10 protein-coding genes are annotated in these 15,996 nt (G+C 60.5%); 1 reads left to right on the top strand and 9 read right to left on the bottom strand.

All coding sequences use genetic code 11. The features are described 5' to 3' along the window. Window positions 1-8 precede the first annotated feature (8 nt). From trpS to mutS, 4 genes are all read right to left on the bottom strand, one after another. Window positions 9-1,046 carry a tryptophan--tRNA ligase gene (gene trpS / locus G359_RS00970; protein ID WP_045834601.1) on the bottom strand — a complete coding sequence of 346 codons (1,038 nt, stop codon included), beginning with the start codon at window positions 1,044-1,046 and terminating at the stop codon, window positions 9-11. 81 nt (window positions 1,047-1,127) lie between these two features. Continuing rightward, a complete protein-coding gene (gene murJ / locus G359_RS00965; protein ID WP_045834600.1) occupies window positions 1,128-2,708 on the bottom strand; it encodes a murein biosynthesis integral membrane protein MurJ in 1,581 nt (526 codons plus the stop codon). 190 nt (window positions 2,709-2,898) lie between these two features. Continuing rightward, window positions 2,899-5,700, bottom strand: a complete 2,802-nt coding sequence (locus G359_RS00960) for a [protein-PII] uridylyltransferase (protein WP_082072751.1) — start codon at window positions 5,698-5,700, stop codon at window positions 2,899-2,901. Then, window positions 5,697-8,528, bottom strand: a complete 2,832-nt coding sequence (mutS, locus tag G359_RS00955; protein ID WP_052699133.1) for a DNA mismatch repair protein MutS — start codon at window positions 8,526-8,528, stop codon at window positions 5,697-5,699. The genes G359_RS00960 and mutS overlap by 4 nt, the downstream gene beginning before the upstream one ends. Before the next feature lie 194 nt (window positions 8,529-8,722). Here mutS and G359_RS00950 point away from each other — a divergent pair, with 194 nt between their 5' ends. Then, a complete protein-coding gene (locus G359_RS00950) occupies window positions 8,723-10,996 on the top strand; it encodes an NADP-dependent malic enzyme (protein WP_045837499.1) in 2,274 nt (757 codons plus the stop codon). A 28-nt stretch (window positions 10,997-11,024) separates the two neighbouring features. Here G359_RS00950 and G359_RS00945 read toward each other — a convergent pair whose 3' ends face one another. The 5 genes from G359_RS00945 to trxA all read right to left on the bottom strand — a co-directional run bounded on the left by G359_RS00945 (window position 11,025) and on the right by trxA (window position 15,984). After that, on the bottom strand, window positions 11,025-11,993 hold the full coding sequence (locus tag G359_RS00945) for a l-ornithine N(alpha)-acyltransferase (protein ID WP_045837498.1): 969 nt from the start codon (window positions 11,991-11,993) through the stop codon (window positions 11,025-11,027). 77 nt (window positions 11,994-12,070) lie between these two features. Next, a complete protein-coding gene (locus G359_RS00940) occupies window positions 12,071-13,969 on the bottom strand; it encodes an ATP-binding protein (RefSeq protein ID WP_045834599.1) in 1,899 nt (632 codons plus the stop codon). Window positions 13,970-14,114: 145 nt separating this feature from the next. Then, window positions 14,115-14,342 (bottom strand): Trm112 family protein, encoded by a 228-nt coding sequence (locus tag G359_RS00935; RefSeq protein ID WP_045834598.1) that lies wholly within the window; start codon window positions 14,340-14,342, stop codon window positions 14,115-14,117. A 16-nt stretch (window positions 14,343-14,358) separates the two neighbouring features. Continuing rightward, window positions 14,359-15,042 carry an LON peptidase substrate-binding domain-containing protein gene (locus tag G359_RS00930; protein WP_045834597.1) on the bottom strand — a complete coding sequence of 228 codons (684 nt, stop codon included), beginning with the start codon at window positions 15,040-15,042 and terminating at the stop codon, window positions 14,359-14,361. 30 nt (window positions 15,043-15,072) lie between these two features. Further along, window positions 15,073-15,984, bottom strand: a complete 912-nt coding sequence (gene trxA, locus G359_RS00925; RefSeq protein WP_045834596.1) for a thioredoxin — start codon at window positions 15,982-15,984, stop codon at window positions 15,073-15,075. Window positions 15,985-15,996 lie beyond the last annotated feature (12 nt).

Here is a 15,996-nt window from a genome sequence, read left to right as displayed (position 1 = left end):
ATGATCCGTCAGCTTCTGATGAAGCCGACGATGTCCTTGACCTTGCCCATAATCGGCGTTGCGATTTCGCGCGCTCGCGCTGAACCGTCGGCCAGAATGCGATCGATCTCGGCGGGATCGCCGGTCAGCCGCTTTATTTCGTTGGCGATGGGCTCGATCTTGGCGACCAGCGCGTCGGCCAGCACCTTCTTGAAGGCGGAGAATTGCTGACCGCCGAATTCGGCGAGCACAGCGTCGACCGGCTTGTCGACGATGGTCGCATAAATTCCGATCAGATTTTCGGCTTCGGGACGGCCGGCAAAGCCCGCTTCCTCGCTCGGCAGCGGCTCAGTATCGGTCTTTGCTTTCTGGACTTTCTTGGCGATCGTGTCGGCGTCGTCCGTCATATTGATGCGCGAAAGATCGGACGGATCGGATTTCGACATCTTCTTCGAGCCGTCGCGCAGGCTCATGACCCGCGTCGAGGCGCCCGTGATGACAGGCTCGGGCTGAGGGAAGAAAACGCCGTCGGCGAAGCCTTCGGCGATGATCGAGGCGGAGAAATCATTGTTGAACTTCTGTGCGATGTCTCGCGCGAGTTCCAGATGCTGCTTCTGGTCTTCGCCGACCGGCACATGCGTTGCGCGGTAGGCGAGGATGTCGGCTGCCATCAGGTTCGGATAGGCGTAGAGCCCGACCGATGCCTGTTCGCGGTCCTTGCCGGCTTTTTCCTTGAACTGGGTCATGCGGTTCAGCCAGCCGAGGCGAGCGACGCAATTGAAGACCCAGGCGAGCTCAGCGTGGGCGCTGACCTGCGATTGATTGAAGAGGATGCTCTTCTTCGGGTCGAGACCGGCGGCGATATAGGCCGCCGTCACTTGACGGATCGCGTTTCTAAGCTCGGCGGGGTCCTGCCACACGGTGATCGCGTGCAGATCGACGACGCAGTAGATGCATTCATGCGTCTCCTGCATCTTGATCCAATTGACCATCGCGCCGAGATAGTTGCCGAGATGCAAGCTGCCGGTCGGCTGCATGCCGGAGAAAACGCGCGGCGTGATTTTCATGGGTGTGCGTACCGTGTTCGAAGGAAAGTCGGCGGCCTTATCGCGTGCGGGCGGCCGCAGCGCAAGGGCCCAAGGCTTTTGCTAGTTCTGGCGGCGCGTCAGGCGGCCGAGCTGGCCGATGGACATGACGCCCGTCGCGAAAACCAGGAAGGCGAAGACGACCAGTCCAATGCCGATCTCGAGGGCCAGGAACGAGGCTTTTACGAAGAAGCCGCCGCTGTGATCGAGGTGCGGTGCGAGCATATGACTTGCACCCAGAAGGGCGACGACCATCGCGATGCTGGAGAACATGATCAATGGCACGTTCCTCTTGAGCCGCCCATCGATGACGAAATCGCCCCGGCGCGCCAAGGTTGACCAGAGCAGATAGGCGTTGAGCCAGCCGCCGAGGGCCGTTGCGATGGCGATGCCGAGCTGGGGCAGCATGCCCAAATGGCGCAACAGGAAGAACAATGCGATCGAGCCGACCGTGTTGGCGGTAAGGCTGATCGTTGCGTAGCGCATCGGCGTCTTGGTATCCTCGCGCGCGTAGTAGGCAGGCGAGAAGACTTTAATCATCACGAATGCGGGGAGACCTAGGGCAAACACCGCCAGCACCGATGCGGTGACTTTGGTGTCCTCGGCGCTGAACGCGCCGCGCTCGAAGAGAACGCGGGTGATATCCATCGGGATGGTCGCGAGAGCCAGCGCCGCCGGTATCGTCAGCAGGAGTGCGAACTCGAGCGAACGATTTTGGCTGTCCATGACGCCCGCCGTATTACCGCTTCGCAGCTGCCGCGCGACGTCGGGCAAGAGCACGATGCCGATCGCGATACCAACGATCGCGAGCGGTAGCTCATAAACCCGGTCCGCATAATAGAGGTGGGAAACGGCGCCCGGCTGAAGCGATGCGATGACGGTGCCGATGGCGATATTGAGCTGCGTCACGCCGCCGGAAATGATGCCGGGGATGCCGAGCCGTACGAGCTTGCGGACATCCGGTGTCAGGCTTGGGCGCCGGATCGCCAGCTTCATTCCGGCATTGTGCATGCCCCACATCAGAAGCAACAGCTGCAGGAAGCCCGCAGCGAACACACCCCACGCCTGGATGACGCCGGCTTCGGGTCCTGCCCGGTAGCCCAGCCACAACGAGATCAGCGTTGCGATCATCATCACGCCGTTGAGGACGATCGAGACGGACGCACTTTCGGCAAAGCGGCCGACCGAATTCAGTGCGCCCGACATGAGGGCGACGATCGACATGCACAAAAGATACGGCATCGTGATCCGTGTCAGCAGCACGGAGAGATCGAACTTCTCAGGCGTGACATCGAAGCCCGGCGCCAATCCGTACATCAACACGGGCATGGCGAGTTCGAAGACGATCGTGACGATCAGCAGTATGAAGAGAAGCCCTGCCATCGCGTCTTCGGCGAACTTGCGGGCGGCTTCCTTGCCGTCGCCTTCGAGCTTCTTGGCAAAGATCGGCACGAAGGCGGAGTTGAACGCACCCTCACCAAAGAGACGACGAAAGAGGTTGGGAAACCGGAAGGCGACGACGAAGGCGTCGGCCACCCATCCCGATCCCAGCGTCGCGGCGATCAGGATATCGCGCATGAAGCCGAAGACTCGGCTCAGGAGGGTCAGGCCGCCGACGGTTGCGAACGATTTATAAAGTTTCATCGATTGGGGGCTTACTGTTCGCTTTTTGGCTCAGGCGGAAAGATTCGCCCTCTTAGACCGGCTTAAGGCCGGAGACATCGGGCATTTTGATGGTCAAACCGCCTCACTTGTGGGCCGTGGCCGTCAAGTCACGGCGAGGTCTCGCTCGGTTTGCTGCATTTCGGCTTCCTGAGGACATTCGCGGCTTTCGTCAGGTGCGGGCAGGCTCGGACGTATTGTTCACGGTTTCGGTTGCTGGATCGAGAACGGATTGCAACCGGGCTCGAAGCGCGCTTTGGCGGGTTTCGTTGACGATCTGCTTGCCGACTAAGTCGGTCACGTAAAAGACGTCGACAGCCTTCTCGCCGAAGGTCGTTACGTGTGCTGATGCGATGTCGAGCGACAGATCCGAGAGAACGGACGTCAATTCATAAAGGAGACCGGGGCGGTCGCGGCCGGAAACTTCCAAAACCGTCAAGCGATCCGAAAGCGCATTGTTGATGACGATCTCCGGTTCGACGGTAAAGGCCTCGACTCCTCGCGATCCATGACGCCGCTTCTGCAGAAGTACCGGAAGCTGCTCCTTGCCGGTCAGCAAGCGCTTGATGGTGTCGATGATGCGACGTGCGCGACGGAGTTCGTCTTCGTCGTCGCGGAATTCGCGATTGAGCAAAAAGGTATCAAGCGCGTAGCCGTCGCGTGTTGTCGTGATGTGCGCGCCTGCGATGTTGGCGCCTGCCGCGGCGCAAGCACCGGCAAAGAGCGAGAGAAGCCTCGCGTGGTTCGGCGCGAAGACTGTGAGTTCCGTTATCGCCGTAAAGGAATCGGTTTTGATGGCGGTTGCGAACTTCGTCTGCGAGCGCATGGCGTCGCGCACCACGTTCGCGTGCTCGATTTGCGTCGCGAGTTCGGTGCGGAGCCAATAGTTCTGATAGTGGCGGGCGATAAAGTCGTCGACGCTGCTCGCCGGCCAATCGGAGAGCGCGTTGCGCAATGCCGCCTGCGCCTGCTCGATCCGTTCGCCGCGCGGAATTTGCGTATGGCCGCCTGCGACGAGGGGTTCCGTCTCATGATAAAGCGTGCGCAGGAGCTGGCCTTTCCAGCCGTTCCAAACGCCGGGGCCCACGGCCATGATATCCGCGCAGGTCAACAGGAGGAGCAGCTTCAGGCGCTCCGGACTTTGCACGATGTTGGCGAAGGCGCGGATCGTATCGGGGTCCGAGATGTCGCGTGAATGAGCGAAGTTGCTCATCGTCAGGTGCTCTTGGATGAGCCAGGCGACGAGTTCGGTTTCGCCAGCCGTCATGCCGAGCCGGGGACAGACCTTGCGCGCGATGCGGGCGCCGACGGTCGAGTGGTTTTCCTTCCGGCCCTTGCCGATATCGTGAAGAAAAGCTGCAACGAGCAGGGCGCGCCGGCTTTGAAGCGATGAGAAGACGGATGTGGAGAGCGGCAGCTCGGCAGCAAGATCGCCGCGCTCAATGGCAACGATGTTGCCGAGTGTTCGCAACAGGTGCTCATCGACCGTGTAATGATGATACATGTTGAACTGCATCATCGCGACGATGCGGCCGAACTCGGGCAGGAAGCGGCCCAGTACGCCGGCTTCGTTCATATGGCGGAGGGATGCTTCCGGGTTCCCGTGGGCGGTCAACAGCGAAAGGAAGATGCTGTTGGCTTCGGGGTCATGGCGAAGCTTGTCGTCGATCAAACGAAGCGAGCCGCGAAGCAGGCGGATCGCATCGGGATGGAGATAGGCGCCGGTATTCGCGGCTTGCGCGAAGAAGCGAATGAGATTGACCGGATCGCGCGCAAAGACATTGGCGTCGGCGACGTTCAGGCGGTCATTATCGATGCGGAAATCGGTTTTCTGACGGACCTCGCGGCGCATCTTCCAGCTGAGCGGATTCAGGAGCCGCTTGAAGCCGGGCGACGTCTTCAGCTGCTGCATTTCCAGCGCGCCGCAGAGGATCGTCGTGAGGTCGCCGACGTCTTTGGCGATGAGGAAGTAATGCTTCATGAAGCGCTCGACGGCGCGCAATCCATCGCGCGACGTGTAGCCGAGGCTTTGCGCCATTGCGGGCTGAACTTCGAACGAGAGAACTTCTTCGGCGCGTCCCGTCAGGAAGTGCAGGAAGCAGCGTACGCGCCAGAGGAAATCCTCGCATCGGCGGAAAGTTTGCACTTCTTCGGGCGTAAAGATCCCAGCTTCGACGGCCGCGGCGCCGACATCCTGATTGAAGATGTATTTCGATAGCCACTGCAACGTATGGAGATCTCTGAGGCCGCCCTTTCCGTCCTTTATGTTTGGTTCGACCTTGTAGCGGCTTTCTCCCGCGCGGCGCGTACGCTCGTCGCGCTCTGCCATCTTGGCGTCGATGAATTGGCGCGCGGTGCCGGCAACGACTTCCGAGCGGAAGCGATCCTCGAATTCGGCAAAGAGTTGCTTGTCGCCGAGGATGAGCCGGGAATCGAGAAGCGCGGTGCGGATCGTGATGTCGGCGAGGCCGAGCTTCAGGCACTGTTCGACGGTGCGGGTCGCGTGCCCGACCTTGAAGCCCAAGTCCCAAAGTAGATAGAGCATGTATTCGGCGACGCTCTCGCCCCAGGGCGTCTGCTTATAGGGAAGCAGAAATAGAAGATCGATGTCGGAACCCGGCGCGAGCAGTCCGCGTCCGTAGCCGCCCGTCGCCACAATGGCCATGCGCTCGGCGTCGGACGGATTGGTGGCGCGATAGACGTGGGTGACCGTGTAATCGTAGATCAGCCTGATCATCTCGTCTTGAAACAGGCTGAGGCCAGCCGCGCAGCGTCTGCCGTTGCCGTCGGCTTCGAGGGCTATACGCGCCGATTCCCGGGCATTTTTGAGGATCGTTTTCAGGCTGTCGAGCACCTTGGGACGCGCCTCAGCCGTCCCCGTGCTCGCATTGAAATGCCCGGTCAGCTCGCGACGCGCCGCGACCTTATCGAAGTAAGGCGGAGGGATCAGGACATTGAGCGTTTCATCGGTCAAGGCTTTGTCTTCTTCTGAGCTTCGGCAAGAGCCTTGAGTTCATAAATCTTTTCAAGCGCCGCTTTGGGCGACAGTTCATCAGGATGCATGCCGATGAGCAGCTTTTCAACGGCTGAAGGCTCCTTGGCAGCAGCTGCGCCCGTCGGCCGCGCCGCGGAGAACAGCGGCAGATCGTCGATGCCTTCATTGTCGACGCGGGGACGGCGATCGGCTTTCTCCAGTCGCTCCAAGACCTGCCGCGCCCGGGTGACGACCGTATCAGGCAGGCCCGCGAGCTTCGCGACCTGAATACCATATGAGCGGTCGGCGGCGCCGGGCTTAACCTTGTGTAGAAAAACGATGGTATCGTGCCATTCGGTAACGTCCATCGTGACGTTCGCGATCCCGTGGAGACGTCGCGCGAGAGCGGTCAGCTCGTGATAGTGGGTCGCGAAAAGCGCCCGCGCCTTGGTCACCCCGTGCAGATATTCGACCGTTGCCCAGGCGATCGACAAGCCGTCGAACGTCGCGGTGCCGCGGCCGATCTCGTCCAGGATGACGAGGGAGCGTTCCGTCGCCTGATTGAGGATCGCGGCCGTTTCCACCATTTCGACCATGAAGGTCGAGCGGCCGCGCGCCAGATCGTCAGAGGCGCCGACGCGCGAGAACAGCCGGTCGACGATGCCGATGTGTGCGGAGCGTGCGGGCACGTATGAGCCCATTTGCGCCATGACCGTGATAAGGGCGTTCTGGCGGAGGAACGTCGATTTGCCGGCCATGTTCGGTCCGGTCACAAGCCATATGCGAGCGTCGGGAAGTTCGTCGGAGCCCGGTGGCGCATCCGCTCCGCCTTTTCCGAGGACGCAGTCGTTTTCGATAAATGCCGGGCCGTCGCTCTTCGCCAGTGCCTGCTGGACGACGGGGTGGCGGCCGCCACGGATTTCGAATGCCGGGCTTTGGTCGGTGACCGGCCGCACGTAGCCCTGTTCGAGCGCCAGGGAAGCGAGCGCCGCATAGACGTCGAGTTCAGCGAGGGCGGCGGCCGCCCGCCCGAGCGTCTCGCTTGCGGCTCCGATGTCTTGTGCGAGGGTCGCAAAGATTTCCTGCTCCAGGCTCAGCGCGCGTTCGCTTGCTGACGCAATCTGGCCTTCCGTTTCGAGCAGTTCTGCGGTCGAAAATCGTACCGCATTTGCCATCGTCTGCCGATGCTTGAAGCGTTCCGAGAGCGGCGGCGAGAGTAGCGGCTTGGCGTTGAGCTGGGTCGCCTCGATATAAAAGCCGAGAATATTATTGTGGCGAACGCGAAGGGTTTTGATGCCCGTTTCTTCAATGTAGCGCGTCTCGAGTTCCGCCATGACACGGCGGCTGTCATTTCTCAGCTCGCGCGCGGTATCGAGATCGCGATTGTAGCCGTCTTTCACGAAGCCGCCGTCGCGTTTCAAAAGCGGCGGATCATCGACCAGTGCGTTCCGAAGCGCGGTGTTGAGCGATGCCGGAACGCCGGTCAGACGCGTGCGGATCGATTGAAGCTCCGGCGCCAGAGACAGCGAACCCTTCGTCTCGGAGAGCAGTTCGGCACATTCTGAGGCCGCTTCGATGGCGTCGCGCACGGCAGCGAGATCACGCGGACCACCACGTCCGAAGCTCAGCCTCGGCAGAGCGCGCGCGAGGTCCGGCGTTCCGCGCAGACGAAAGCGGATGTCGTCCAGCAGGATACGGTTGGCGAGCAAGCATCCGACGGCGTCGAGCCGCGCTTCGATGGCGGCGGGGTCGGTTAACGGGCTCGAAATTCGCGCGAGCAATTCGCGGGCTCCTGCTCCCGTTATCGTTCGGTCGATAGCGCCGAGTAGGGATGAGGATTTATCGCCCGAGGACGACTTCACGAGTTCAAGGCTCGCGCGGCTTGCGGCATCGATGAAGAGCGAAGCGCTGCCGGCCCGGCGCGGGGCGCGGATCAACGGCTTCTGGCCCATCTGGGTCAAGTCGACGTATTTCAGAACCGCGCCGATGCTCGCCAGTTCATGACGCGAAAATGTGCCGAAGCCGGCCAGATCTGTGACGCCCAGGCAGGCTTTGAGATCGCGCGCGCCGGCCGCGCTGTCGAAATAGGCCGACGGGATCGGCGTTGTCTTGCCGCCCGAATATTCGATCGCTCTCGTGAAGGTTTGATCAGAGAGGAGGTTGTCGCCAGCGAGGACTTCGCTGGGTGCCAAGCGTATCAGCTCGCCCGCGAGATCGAGCGCGGATATTTCCGCGACCTCGAACTCACCCGTCGAGATATCGAGGGACGCCAGCGCGACACGCGATTCCGCGCCCTCCGATCCTTGTGAGGACGGCTTCGGCACGAAGACTGCGGTCAGATAATTGCTGGTTTTGGCGTCGAGGAGCGCTTCTTCCGTCAGCGTTCCGGGTGTGACGAGACGGACGACATCGCGTTTGACGACGGCTTTGGCGCCGCGCTTTCGCGCTTCAGCCGGATCTTCAAGCTGCTCGCAGACCGCGACGCGATAGCCCTTCTTGATCAATCGCTGCAAATATTCGTCAGCCCGATGCACCGGGACGCCGCACATCGGGATATCCTGGCCCCGGTGTTTGCCGCGCTTTGTCAGTACGATCGACAGTGCTTCGGACGCGGTAACCGCATCTTCAAAAAATAGCTCGTAGAAATCGCCCATGCGATACCAGAGCAGACTGTCTGGATTTGCTGCCTTGATTTCGAGGTATTGCGCCATCGACGGAGTCGCCTCATAGGAGACGGCCGGTTCGCCATCGCTGTGCGACACTTCGGCTGCCACAGGCGGCTCTGATTCGGTTGGCCTGCTCTTGCGCTGCGTGTCGGTTCTGGACATCAAGTGACTACGTTTCAAATTGCCCCATTGGCCTTGATCGATGGCGCAGCATGAAACGCTCAACCGCCCCGATCTCAGTGTCGGATATGCATAGGTTGCCGTATCGTCTGCTGCAACCTATCGTGCCGGCTCTTTTCCCCTGAAGTGTGCCTCGGAAGCCCCGTGTGCACAAAATCCACGAACGGTCCAACAGCATGGCCTCCCTTCATCGCGCAGCCCAAGTCACGGCTCAGGAAGCGCTCGCATTCCACGCGGGCGGCAAACCGGGAAAACTCGAAATTACGCCGACCAAACCGTTGGCGACGCAACGCGATCTATCACTGGCGTACTCGCCCGGCGTTGCAATTCCGGTGCTAGCGATCGCGGAAAACCCACGGGACGCTTACGCCTACACGAGTAAGGGGAATTTCGTGGCGGTCGTGTCGAACGGCACCGCTATTCTCGGATTGGGCAATCTCGGGGCGCTCGCTTCAAAACCGGTGATGGAAGGCAAAGCGGCGCTCTTCAAGCGCTTTGCCGATATCGATGCGATCGATCTGCTCGTCGATACGCCGGACCCCGATGCTTTCGTCAACTGTGTGCGGTATCTCGGACCGTCGTTTGGCGGCATCAATCTTGAGGACATCAAGTCTCCGGACTGCTTCATCATCGAAGAGAAGCTGAAAGAGCTGCTTGATATTCCCGTCTTTCACGACGATCAGCATGGAACGGCGATTGTCGTTGCAGCGGGCATTCTGAATGGACTTCGAGTCGTCGAAAAAGACATCGGTGACGTAAAGCTCGTCTGCGCGGGCGCGGGTGCTGCGGCGCTCGCCTGTCTCAATCTGCTGGTGATGATCGGCGTCAAGCGCGAGAACATCACCGTCTGCGATATCAAAGGCGTCGTCTATGAGGGCCGCAAGGAACTGATGGACGTCTACAAGGCGCCGTTCGCCCAGAAGACGAACGCGCGCGTGCTCGCGGATGTCATTCAGGGTGCCGACATCTTCCTCGGGCTTTCGGCTGGCGGAGTGCTTTCGCAGGAGATGGTTGCGCAGATGGGACCGAAGCCCATCATTTTCGCGATGGCAAATCCCGATCCCGAGATCACCCCGGAAGAGGTGAAAGCCGTCCGGTCCGACGCGGTGATCGCGACTGGCCGCTCGGACTATCCGAACCAGGTCAACAACGTTCTCTGCTTCCCCTTCATCTTTCGCGGCGCGCTCGACGTTCATGCAACGACGATCAACGACGCCATGAAGATCGCCGCAGCAGAGGCAATCGCGGCGCTGGCACGCGCGGAAGTTCCTGACAAGGTCGCGGCGGCATTCATGGGCGAACGTCCGACGTTTGGTCCGGGATACATCATTCCTGCGCCGTTCGATCCCCGGCTGTTGCCGCACGTTTCGGCTGCCGTCGCGAAAGCCGCGATGGATTCCGGCGTCGCGCGCAATCCGATCGTCGATATGGAAGGCTACGTGGCGAGGCTGAAAGCTCGTCTCGATCCCGTCGCCGGTTGGCTGCAGTCGACGTTCGATGCGGTCCGCAATGATCCCAAGCGCGTCGTGTTCGCCGAGGGTGAAGATCATGCCGTCATTCGCGCAGCCAATACGTATCTGCAGCAGGGGTTCGGTCAGCCGATTTTGATCGGATCGAAGAAAGTCGTCACCGAGCGGTTCCGTGAACTCGGCATACCGCTCAGAAGCGAATTCCTGTTGGTTGACACTTCGGCCTCGCCGTTCATCGAGGAATTCACGGAATTGCTTTATTCACGTCTGCAGAGGCGCGGGTATTTGAAGCGAGACTGCGAACGCCTCGTCACCAACGAGCGCAACGTGTTTGGCGCCTTGATGGTCGCTCACGGTCATGCCGATGCGATGGTTTCCGGCGTTACGCGCAATTGGACCAGCGTTTATGCCGACGTTCATCGTGTGATGGACCCGAAGCCGGGACGGCACGTCATTGGCGTCTCATTGGTGTTGAGCCGGGGCCGCGCCGTTCTCGTCGCCGACACCAGCATTCATGACTTGCCGAATGCAGAACAGCTCGCGAATATTGCCGTCGAAGCCGCGCGTACCGCACGCGCCTTCGGTATCGAGCCGCGAGTGGCGTTGCTCGCCTATTCGAATTTCGGACAGCCGAAGAGCGAACGCACGGAGCAGGTTCGGCAGGCAGTGCGCATTCTCGACGAGCGGATGGTGGATTTCGAATACGATGGCGATATGGCTGCCGATGTGGCGCTCAATCGCTCGCTGATGGATCACTATCCGTTCTGCCGGTTGTCGGACACGGCGAACGTTCTCGTCATGCCGGCGTTTCACGCCGCGTCGATTTCGACGAAGATGATGAAAGAGCTGGGCGGCGCGACGCTCATCGGGCCGATCGTCGTCGGACTTTCGCATCCGGTGCAGATCTGCACGTTCGGATCGACCGACGCCGATATCGTCAATATGGCGGCGCTTGCAGCTTACGGCGCCGGCCGCAAGTAGGCGGGCGGCGCTGGCGGCGTCAGGCTGTTTAGGCGTCGACCGCGATCCGGCTCTTCGTTTCGGTCGGCGTGCCGTAATGTTCGAAATAGCGGGGATCGATATTCGCGACCGGCATGATGACGAGAACGTCGGTCGTGCCGAATTGCTTATCGAGAACGGCGCCGTCGCCGAAATATGCGCCGAGCCGCAGGTAGGCCTTGATGAGCGGCGGCATCGCCTTCAGCGCAGCCTTCTGGTCGATGTCGGAGAACGGCATGCGGTCCATCGGGATATAGAGCCGATCGCGCGCCCGGCATCGCCACTCTTCGGGAGCCCTGGCCCGATGATGAAGAAAGCTCAGCGCCATTTCGTGTTCTTGGAGATCGATGCCTTCAAAGCTCGCGCAGCCGATCATAACGTCGACGCGATTTTCGCGGACGTATGTCCAGAGGCCGTGCCACAAAAGCTCGACAGACCGCTTGCTGCGGTAGGGCGCGAGAACACACGAGCGTCCGAGTTCCATGAACCGGTGCGTCGAGCCCATGCGGCGGAGGAGGGGCGAAATATCGTATTCGCTCGCTGAATAGAATCCGGGGCCGCGTTCGGCGACTTCCTGGCGAAGAATGCGATAAGTGCCGACAACTTTCGGTTTCTCGGGCCGTCCGGCGCGTCCAGGTTTCGTCTGATCGACATCGACGACGAGAAGATGATCGCAGAGGGCGTCGTAGGCATCCTCATCGCGGCGGCGAAACTGCGCGAGGCGCGTTGGGACGGCTGACATTTCCTCGTAGAAGACCTGATAACGAAGGCGCTGCGCGAGCTTGATCTCCGCCCACGTGCGGGCCAAGCGAACTTCGAGATTACCGACGCGGCCGTAAATTTTGGGCTCGATCTCGCGGGTTAATCCGGTGAAGCGGCGTGCGGGCGCTTTCAAGGCGTTCAGCGCGGCAAGCCCGGCCGGAAACTTACTCGGCATACCCGGCCGCCATCTACCCCGGTCTGCGATCGACTGCCACATAGAGTGAGCTTCCTTACTCAGTTCCTCAGATGCGGCTAGCACGATTCCGTGACAGTTTTTAGATTCGATGTTGCCCTTTAGGCCGCCGGCGTCGCTTCGCCAAGCTTTGGCGTGGTCCATTTGATCAGCAGATCGTGGAGATCACCGGCGTCGAAGGGCTTCGCAAGATAGTCGTTCATTCCGGCCGCCCGGCAGCGGACCTGGTCCTCCGGGAAGGCATTGGCTGTGAGGGCGATGATCGGCGGACAAGACGGGCCAGCGGGCTTTCGCTCCGAATAGAGCGCCTTGATGGACTTCGTCGCGGTCAGCCCATCGATGCCGGGCATCAGCAGGTCCATCAGAACCAGATCGAACGCTGGCCGTTTACCTTCGAGCGTCTCCCATACGGCTTTTATCGCGCATCGCCCGTCCTCGACGACCGTTGCTTTGCCACCCGCGCGCTCGATGACTTTGCATGCGAGGAGGGCGTTGATCTGGTTATCCTCGGCGACCAGGACGCTGAAAGGGTGCCCCCCGACGGAGCTTGAGGTCGAGCCGGTATTTTCGATGGCTGACTGGCGCGGGGCTTCGGCGCGTTGAAGTTCTAGAATGGCCGTGAAAACGGCCCCATTCGCAGGGTCTCCGCTAGCCACGATCTCGCCGGACATGGCTTGTGCAAGGCGTTTCGAAATCGCCAATCCGAGGCCAGTGCCGCCCGGATGGCTCATAACGGTTCCGCCTCGCTCGAACTCGTCGAAGAGCTGGCAGGCGGCACCGGGCGCAAAGCCAATGCCGGAATCGGCGACTTCGATCGCGATGCGGACTGCATTCGGGAAGCTCGGTTTATTCGAGTCCAGCTCGGTCCGCACGGCGACGGTACCGGCATTTGTGAATTTCACCGCATTCGAAAGGAGATTGAGAACAATCTGGCGGACACGCATTTCGTCGCCGCGCACCCACTCGGGTACGGCGCTGGACATCGCAGACGTGAGGGAAAGCTTCTTGGCGGCGGCTTCGGGCCTCATGAGCTGCATGGCGTGCTCGATACAACCCTGTAGCGAAAAGACGTCGGTTGTGAGATCGAGTTTTCCGGCTTCGATTTTCGAGAAATCGAGGATGTCGTCGAGCAGGACCAGCAGGGCGCGGGCGGACTCTTCGACGATGCGGGCGTGCATCGCTTGCTCGCCATCGAGCTGTGTTTCGAGCATGAGGCTGATCATGCCGAGGATGCCGTTCATCGGCGTTCTGATTTCGTGACTCATCGCCGCGAGGAAACGCGACTTTTCTTTGTTGGCGGCTTCGGCGCGGTCGCGGGCGTCTTTGAGTTTTTCCGCGATTTCACGTTCGACGGTGACGTCGTGGCCGACGCCTTGAATTTCGATTTCGCCGGTCTCGCCGATGACTTCACTTGTGTTCCACGCGATCCACCTCTTGCCGTGGCGTGTTCGCAGGAGTTCGAGTGTGCGCCGGCCGGAGGACGATGATCCGGCGATCGGCTCCGTTCTGATGATGGGAGGACGATAGATCGAGCCGATGACGTCTTCGCTGCGGAGATCGAAAGCGCTGATGAATGCGCGATTAGCGAACCTCAGACGGCCATCGAGAGAGTGACGAACGACAAAGTCACGCTGAGCATCGAGGAATTGGCGGTAACGAACGGCGCTGTCGGACAACTGCCAATGTGCATCCTTCATCTCTTCGAGTTTGCGCATGTCGTCGCGTTTGCGCAGCCGGATGGCGCGGGCAATCGCTGTGGCCCATTCATGCGACATCACAATGCTGGAGAGAGCGCCGCCGCCGAGCAGTGCAGTTCCCAAGAACGCGACCGCGAGCGCGAAGTCGATCTTCGCCCCGCTTGCAGCGAGGCCACCGGCAAGCATCAAGAGGCCGGTGAAAAGCGCGAGCGCAGCACATATGCGCGATGCTCTGACCGCCTGCCGCCTCCGACGGGATGACGGTTCGGCGCCTTTGCCCACCTTGGCGGGCTGTGCGTACATCGGTTTTTGCAACAACGCTTTTGCCCCTAAATGCGGGGCGACAGTCAGCTCAGGGTATTTTACGGAATCTAAAGAGACGTGGTTAAGCCGGCTCGGCGGCGGCTAAAAAATTTTTCTTATTTCGATGTCACTTCGCATCCTTGCCTTAAAGCCGACGAAAATCGTCATCGTTCAATTTGCGTGCTGCTTCTTCGATCATCAGCGGAACGCCGTTTCGGATCGGAAAAGCCAATCCGGCGGCCTTGCTGATCAGCTCGTGCGTTTTCGGGTCGTAGACAAGTCGCGTCTTCGTCAGTGGGCAGACGAGAAGCTCCAAAAGCTTTGGATCGACAGCATTCGCGGCGTCGTCTGCCGCTTCTTCGCTTTCGCTCATCGACTACTTTCCGATTTTACTGCAGCGTCGTGCCGCTGCTGCCGTTCGAGGCCAAATCGATTTCTGCGAGAGCAACGAGCACCTCGGCGCGCGATCGCAGATCTTTCGCTTCGAGAAGAGCTTGCTTCTCTTCCGGGCCATACGGGCACATGACCGAAAGAGCGTTAATGAGGAACTCGTTGGACGCGCGCTGGATCGTTGCCCAATCGGTTTTCAGGCGGTTGGCTTCGAGATACGTCTTCAAGACGCGCAAAAGATTTTGCCGGTCGACAAGTTCTTCGCCAAGGCCTTCCGTCAAATCGCTCGCAAAGCGATCGTAGCTGACGCTCATGATGCGGTAGGGCTTCTCGGTCTCGGCCTCGCCGACGGTCTGGAAGCGCATTATGCCGGTGAGCGTGATGATCAGACGTCCGTCATCGAGTTCCTGATAGGAGGTCACGCGGCCGACGCACCCGACGGACCGCAGTCCCGCCGTCTTTTCGATCGGGCTTTCCTGATCGTCGTCGCTCGATACGATCGGCTGAACGATTCCAATGATCCTGGCTCCCGACATCACGTTGTCGACCATTTCGAGATAGCGCGGCTCGAAAATGTTCAGCGGCAACGTTGCGCGTGGCAGCAGGATCGCTCCACGAAGCGGGAAGACCGGAATCCTCGGGGGCAGGTCGGCTGGACGCCGGTAGCGTTCCGTGAGCGTCAAGTTCGCATGTCTCCGCTTTTTTCTGAAAACCTAACTGAACAGGATCGATGCGAGCTTCCGACGGCCTTCTCCGACCAACGGGTCTTTTGGGCCCCACGCGTCGAAAAACTGCAGGAGTTGCTTGCGGGCCGCTTCATCGTTCCAGTTGCGGTCCATCCTGACGAGATCGAGGAGAAGTTCAAGGGCCTCTTCCCGATCGCCTCTGGCGCCTAAAGCGACCGCCAGATCAAGGCGGGCCTGATGATCGGTCGGATTTTGGCTTACGCGGGCCGTCAGAGCTGAGAGGTCGGTCGTGTCAGCACCCTTTTCCGCAAGCAAAATCGCGGCTTCGATGCTTTTGACGACGGCCAGCTCGCGTTTGTCGGGGGGCACGAGCGCGAGCGTTTGCTTTGCGCGCTCGACGTCGCCGCTTTTCATGTAGCAGGTTGCAAGACCTGCCAGGGCTTCGGCATTGGTACGATCTTCCTGGAGGACGGAGGCGAAGGCTTCGGCCGCGCCCTGAAGGTCACCCTGCTCGAGCGATTCTTCTCCCGCCTTCAAGATCTCGGTAATGCCGAGTTCGGCATCGTCGGCGACAAGACGGTTGATGAATGTCTTGATGGCGCTTTCGGGCTGCGCGCCGACGAATCCGTCGACCGGCTGGCCGTCGCGAAAGGCGTAGATCGTCGGCAGCGACTGAATCCGGAGCTGCGCGGCAATCGCCTGGTTTTCGTCGACGTTGACCTTCACGAGGCGAACTTTGCCACTGTAGCTGCGGACGATTTTCTCGATCAGCGGGGTCAGCTGCTTGCAGGGGCCGCACCACGGCGCCCAGAAGTCGACGACAACCGGAACTGTTTTCGACGCATCGATAACGTCTGCTTTGAAAGACGCGGTCGTCGCGTCCTTGACGATGTTCGCGGCGCCTGACGCGCCGGCGAAATCCTTATCACCGAATTCCATTGACCCAATCTC

Source organism: Hyphomicrobium sp. 99 (genome assembly GCF_000384335.2).
Lineage (GTDB): Bacteria > Pseudomonadota > Alphaproteobacteria > Rhizobiales > Hyphomicrobiaceae > Hyphomicrobium_B.
This window is presented reverse-complemented; position numbering and strand designations above follow the sequence as displayed.

Bases quoted from the DNA above. Each gene is read 5' to 3' on its own strand.
- trpS (WP_045834601.1), bottom strand. From the start codon at position 1,046: ATGAAAATCACGCCGCGCGTTTTCTCCGGCATGCAGCCGACCGGCAGC.
- murJ (WP_045834600.1), bottom strand. From the start codon at position 2,708: ATGAAACTTTATAAATCGTTCGCAACCGTCGGCGGCCTGACCCTCCTG.
- mutS (WP_052699133.1), bottom strand. From the start codon at position 8,528: ATGTCCAGAACCGACACGCAGCGCAAGAGCAGGCCAACCGAATCAGAG.
- G359_RS00950 (WP_045837499.1), top strand. From the start codon at position 8,723: ATGGCCTCCCTTCATCGCGCAGCCCAAGTCACGGCTCAGGAAGCGCTC.
- G359_RS00945 (WP_045837498.1), bottom strand. From the start codon at position 11,993: ATGTGGCAGTCGATCGCAGACCGGGGTAGATGGCGGCCGGGTATGCCG.
- G359_RS00940 (WP_045834599.1), bottom strand. From the start codon at position 13,969: ATGTACGCACAGCCCGCCAAGGTGGGCAAAGGCGCCGAACCGTCATCC.
- G359_RS00935 (WP_045834598.1), bottom strand. From the start codon at position 14,342: ATGAGCGAAAGCGAAGAAGCGGCAGACGACGCCGCGAATGCTGTCGAT.
- trxA (WP_045834596.1), bottom strand. From the start codon at position 15,984: ATGGAATTCGGTGATAAGGATTTCGCCGGCGCGTCAGGCGCCGCGAAC.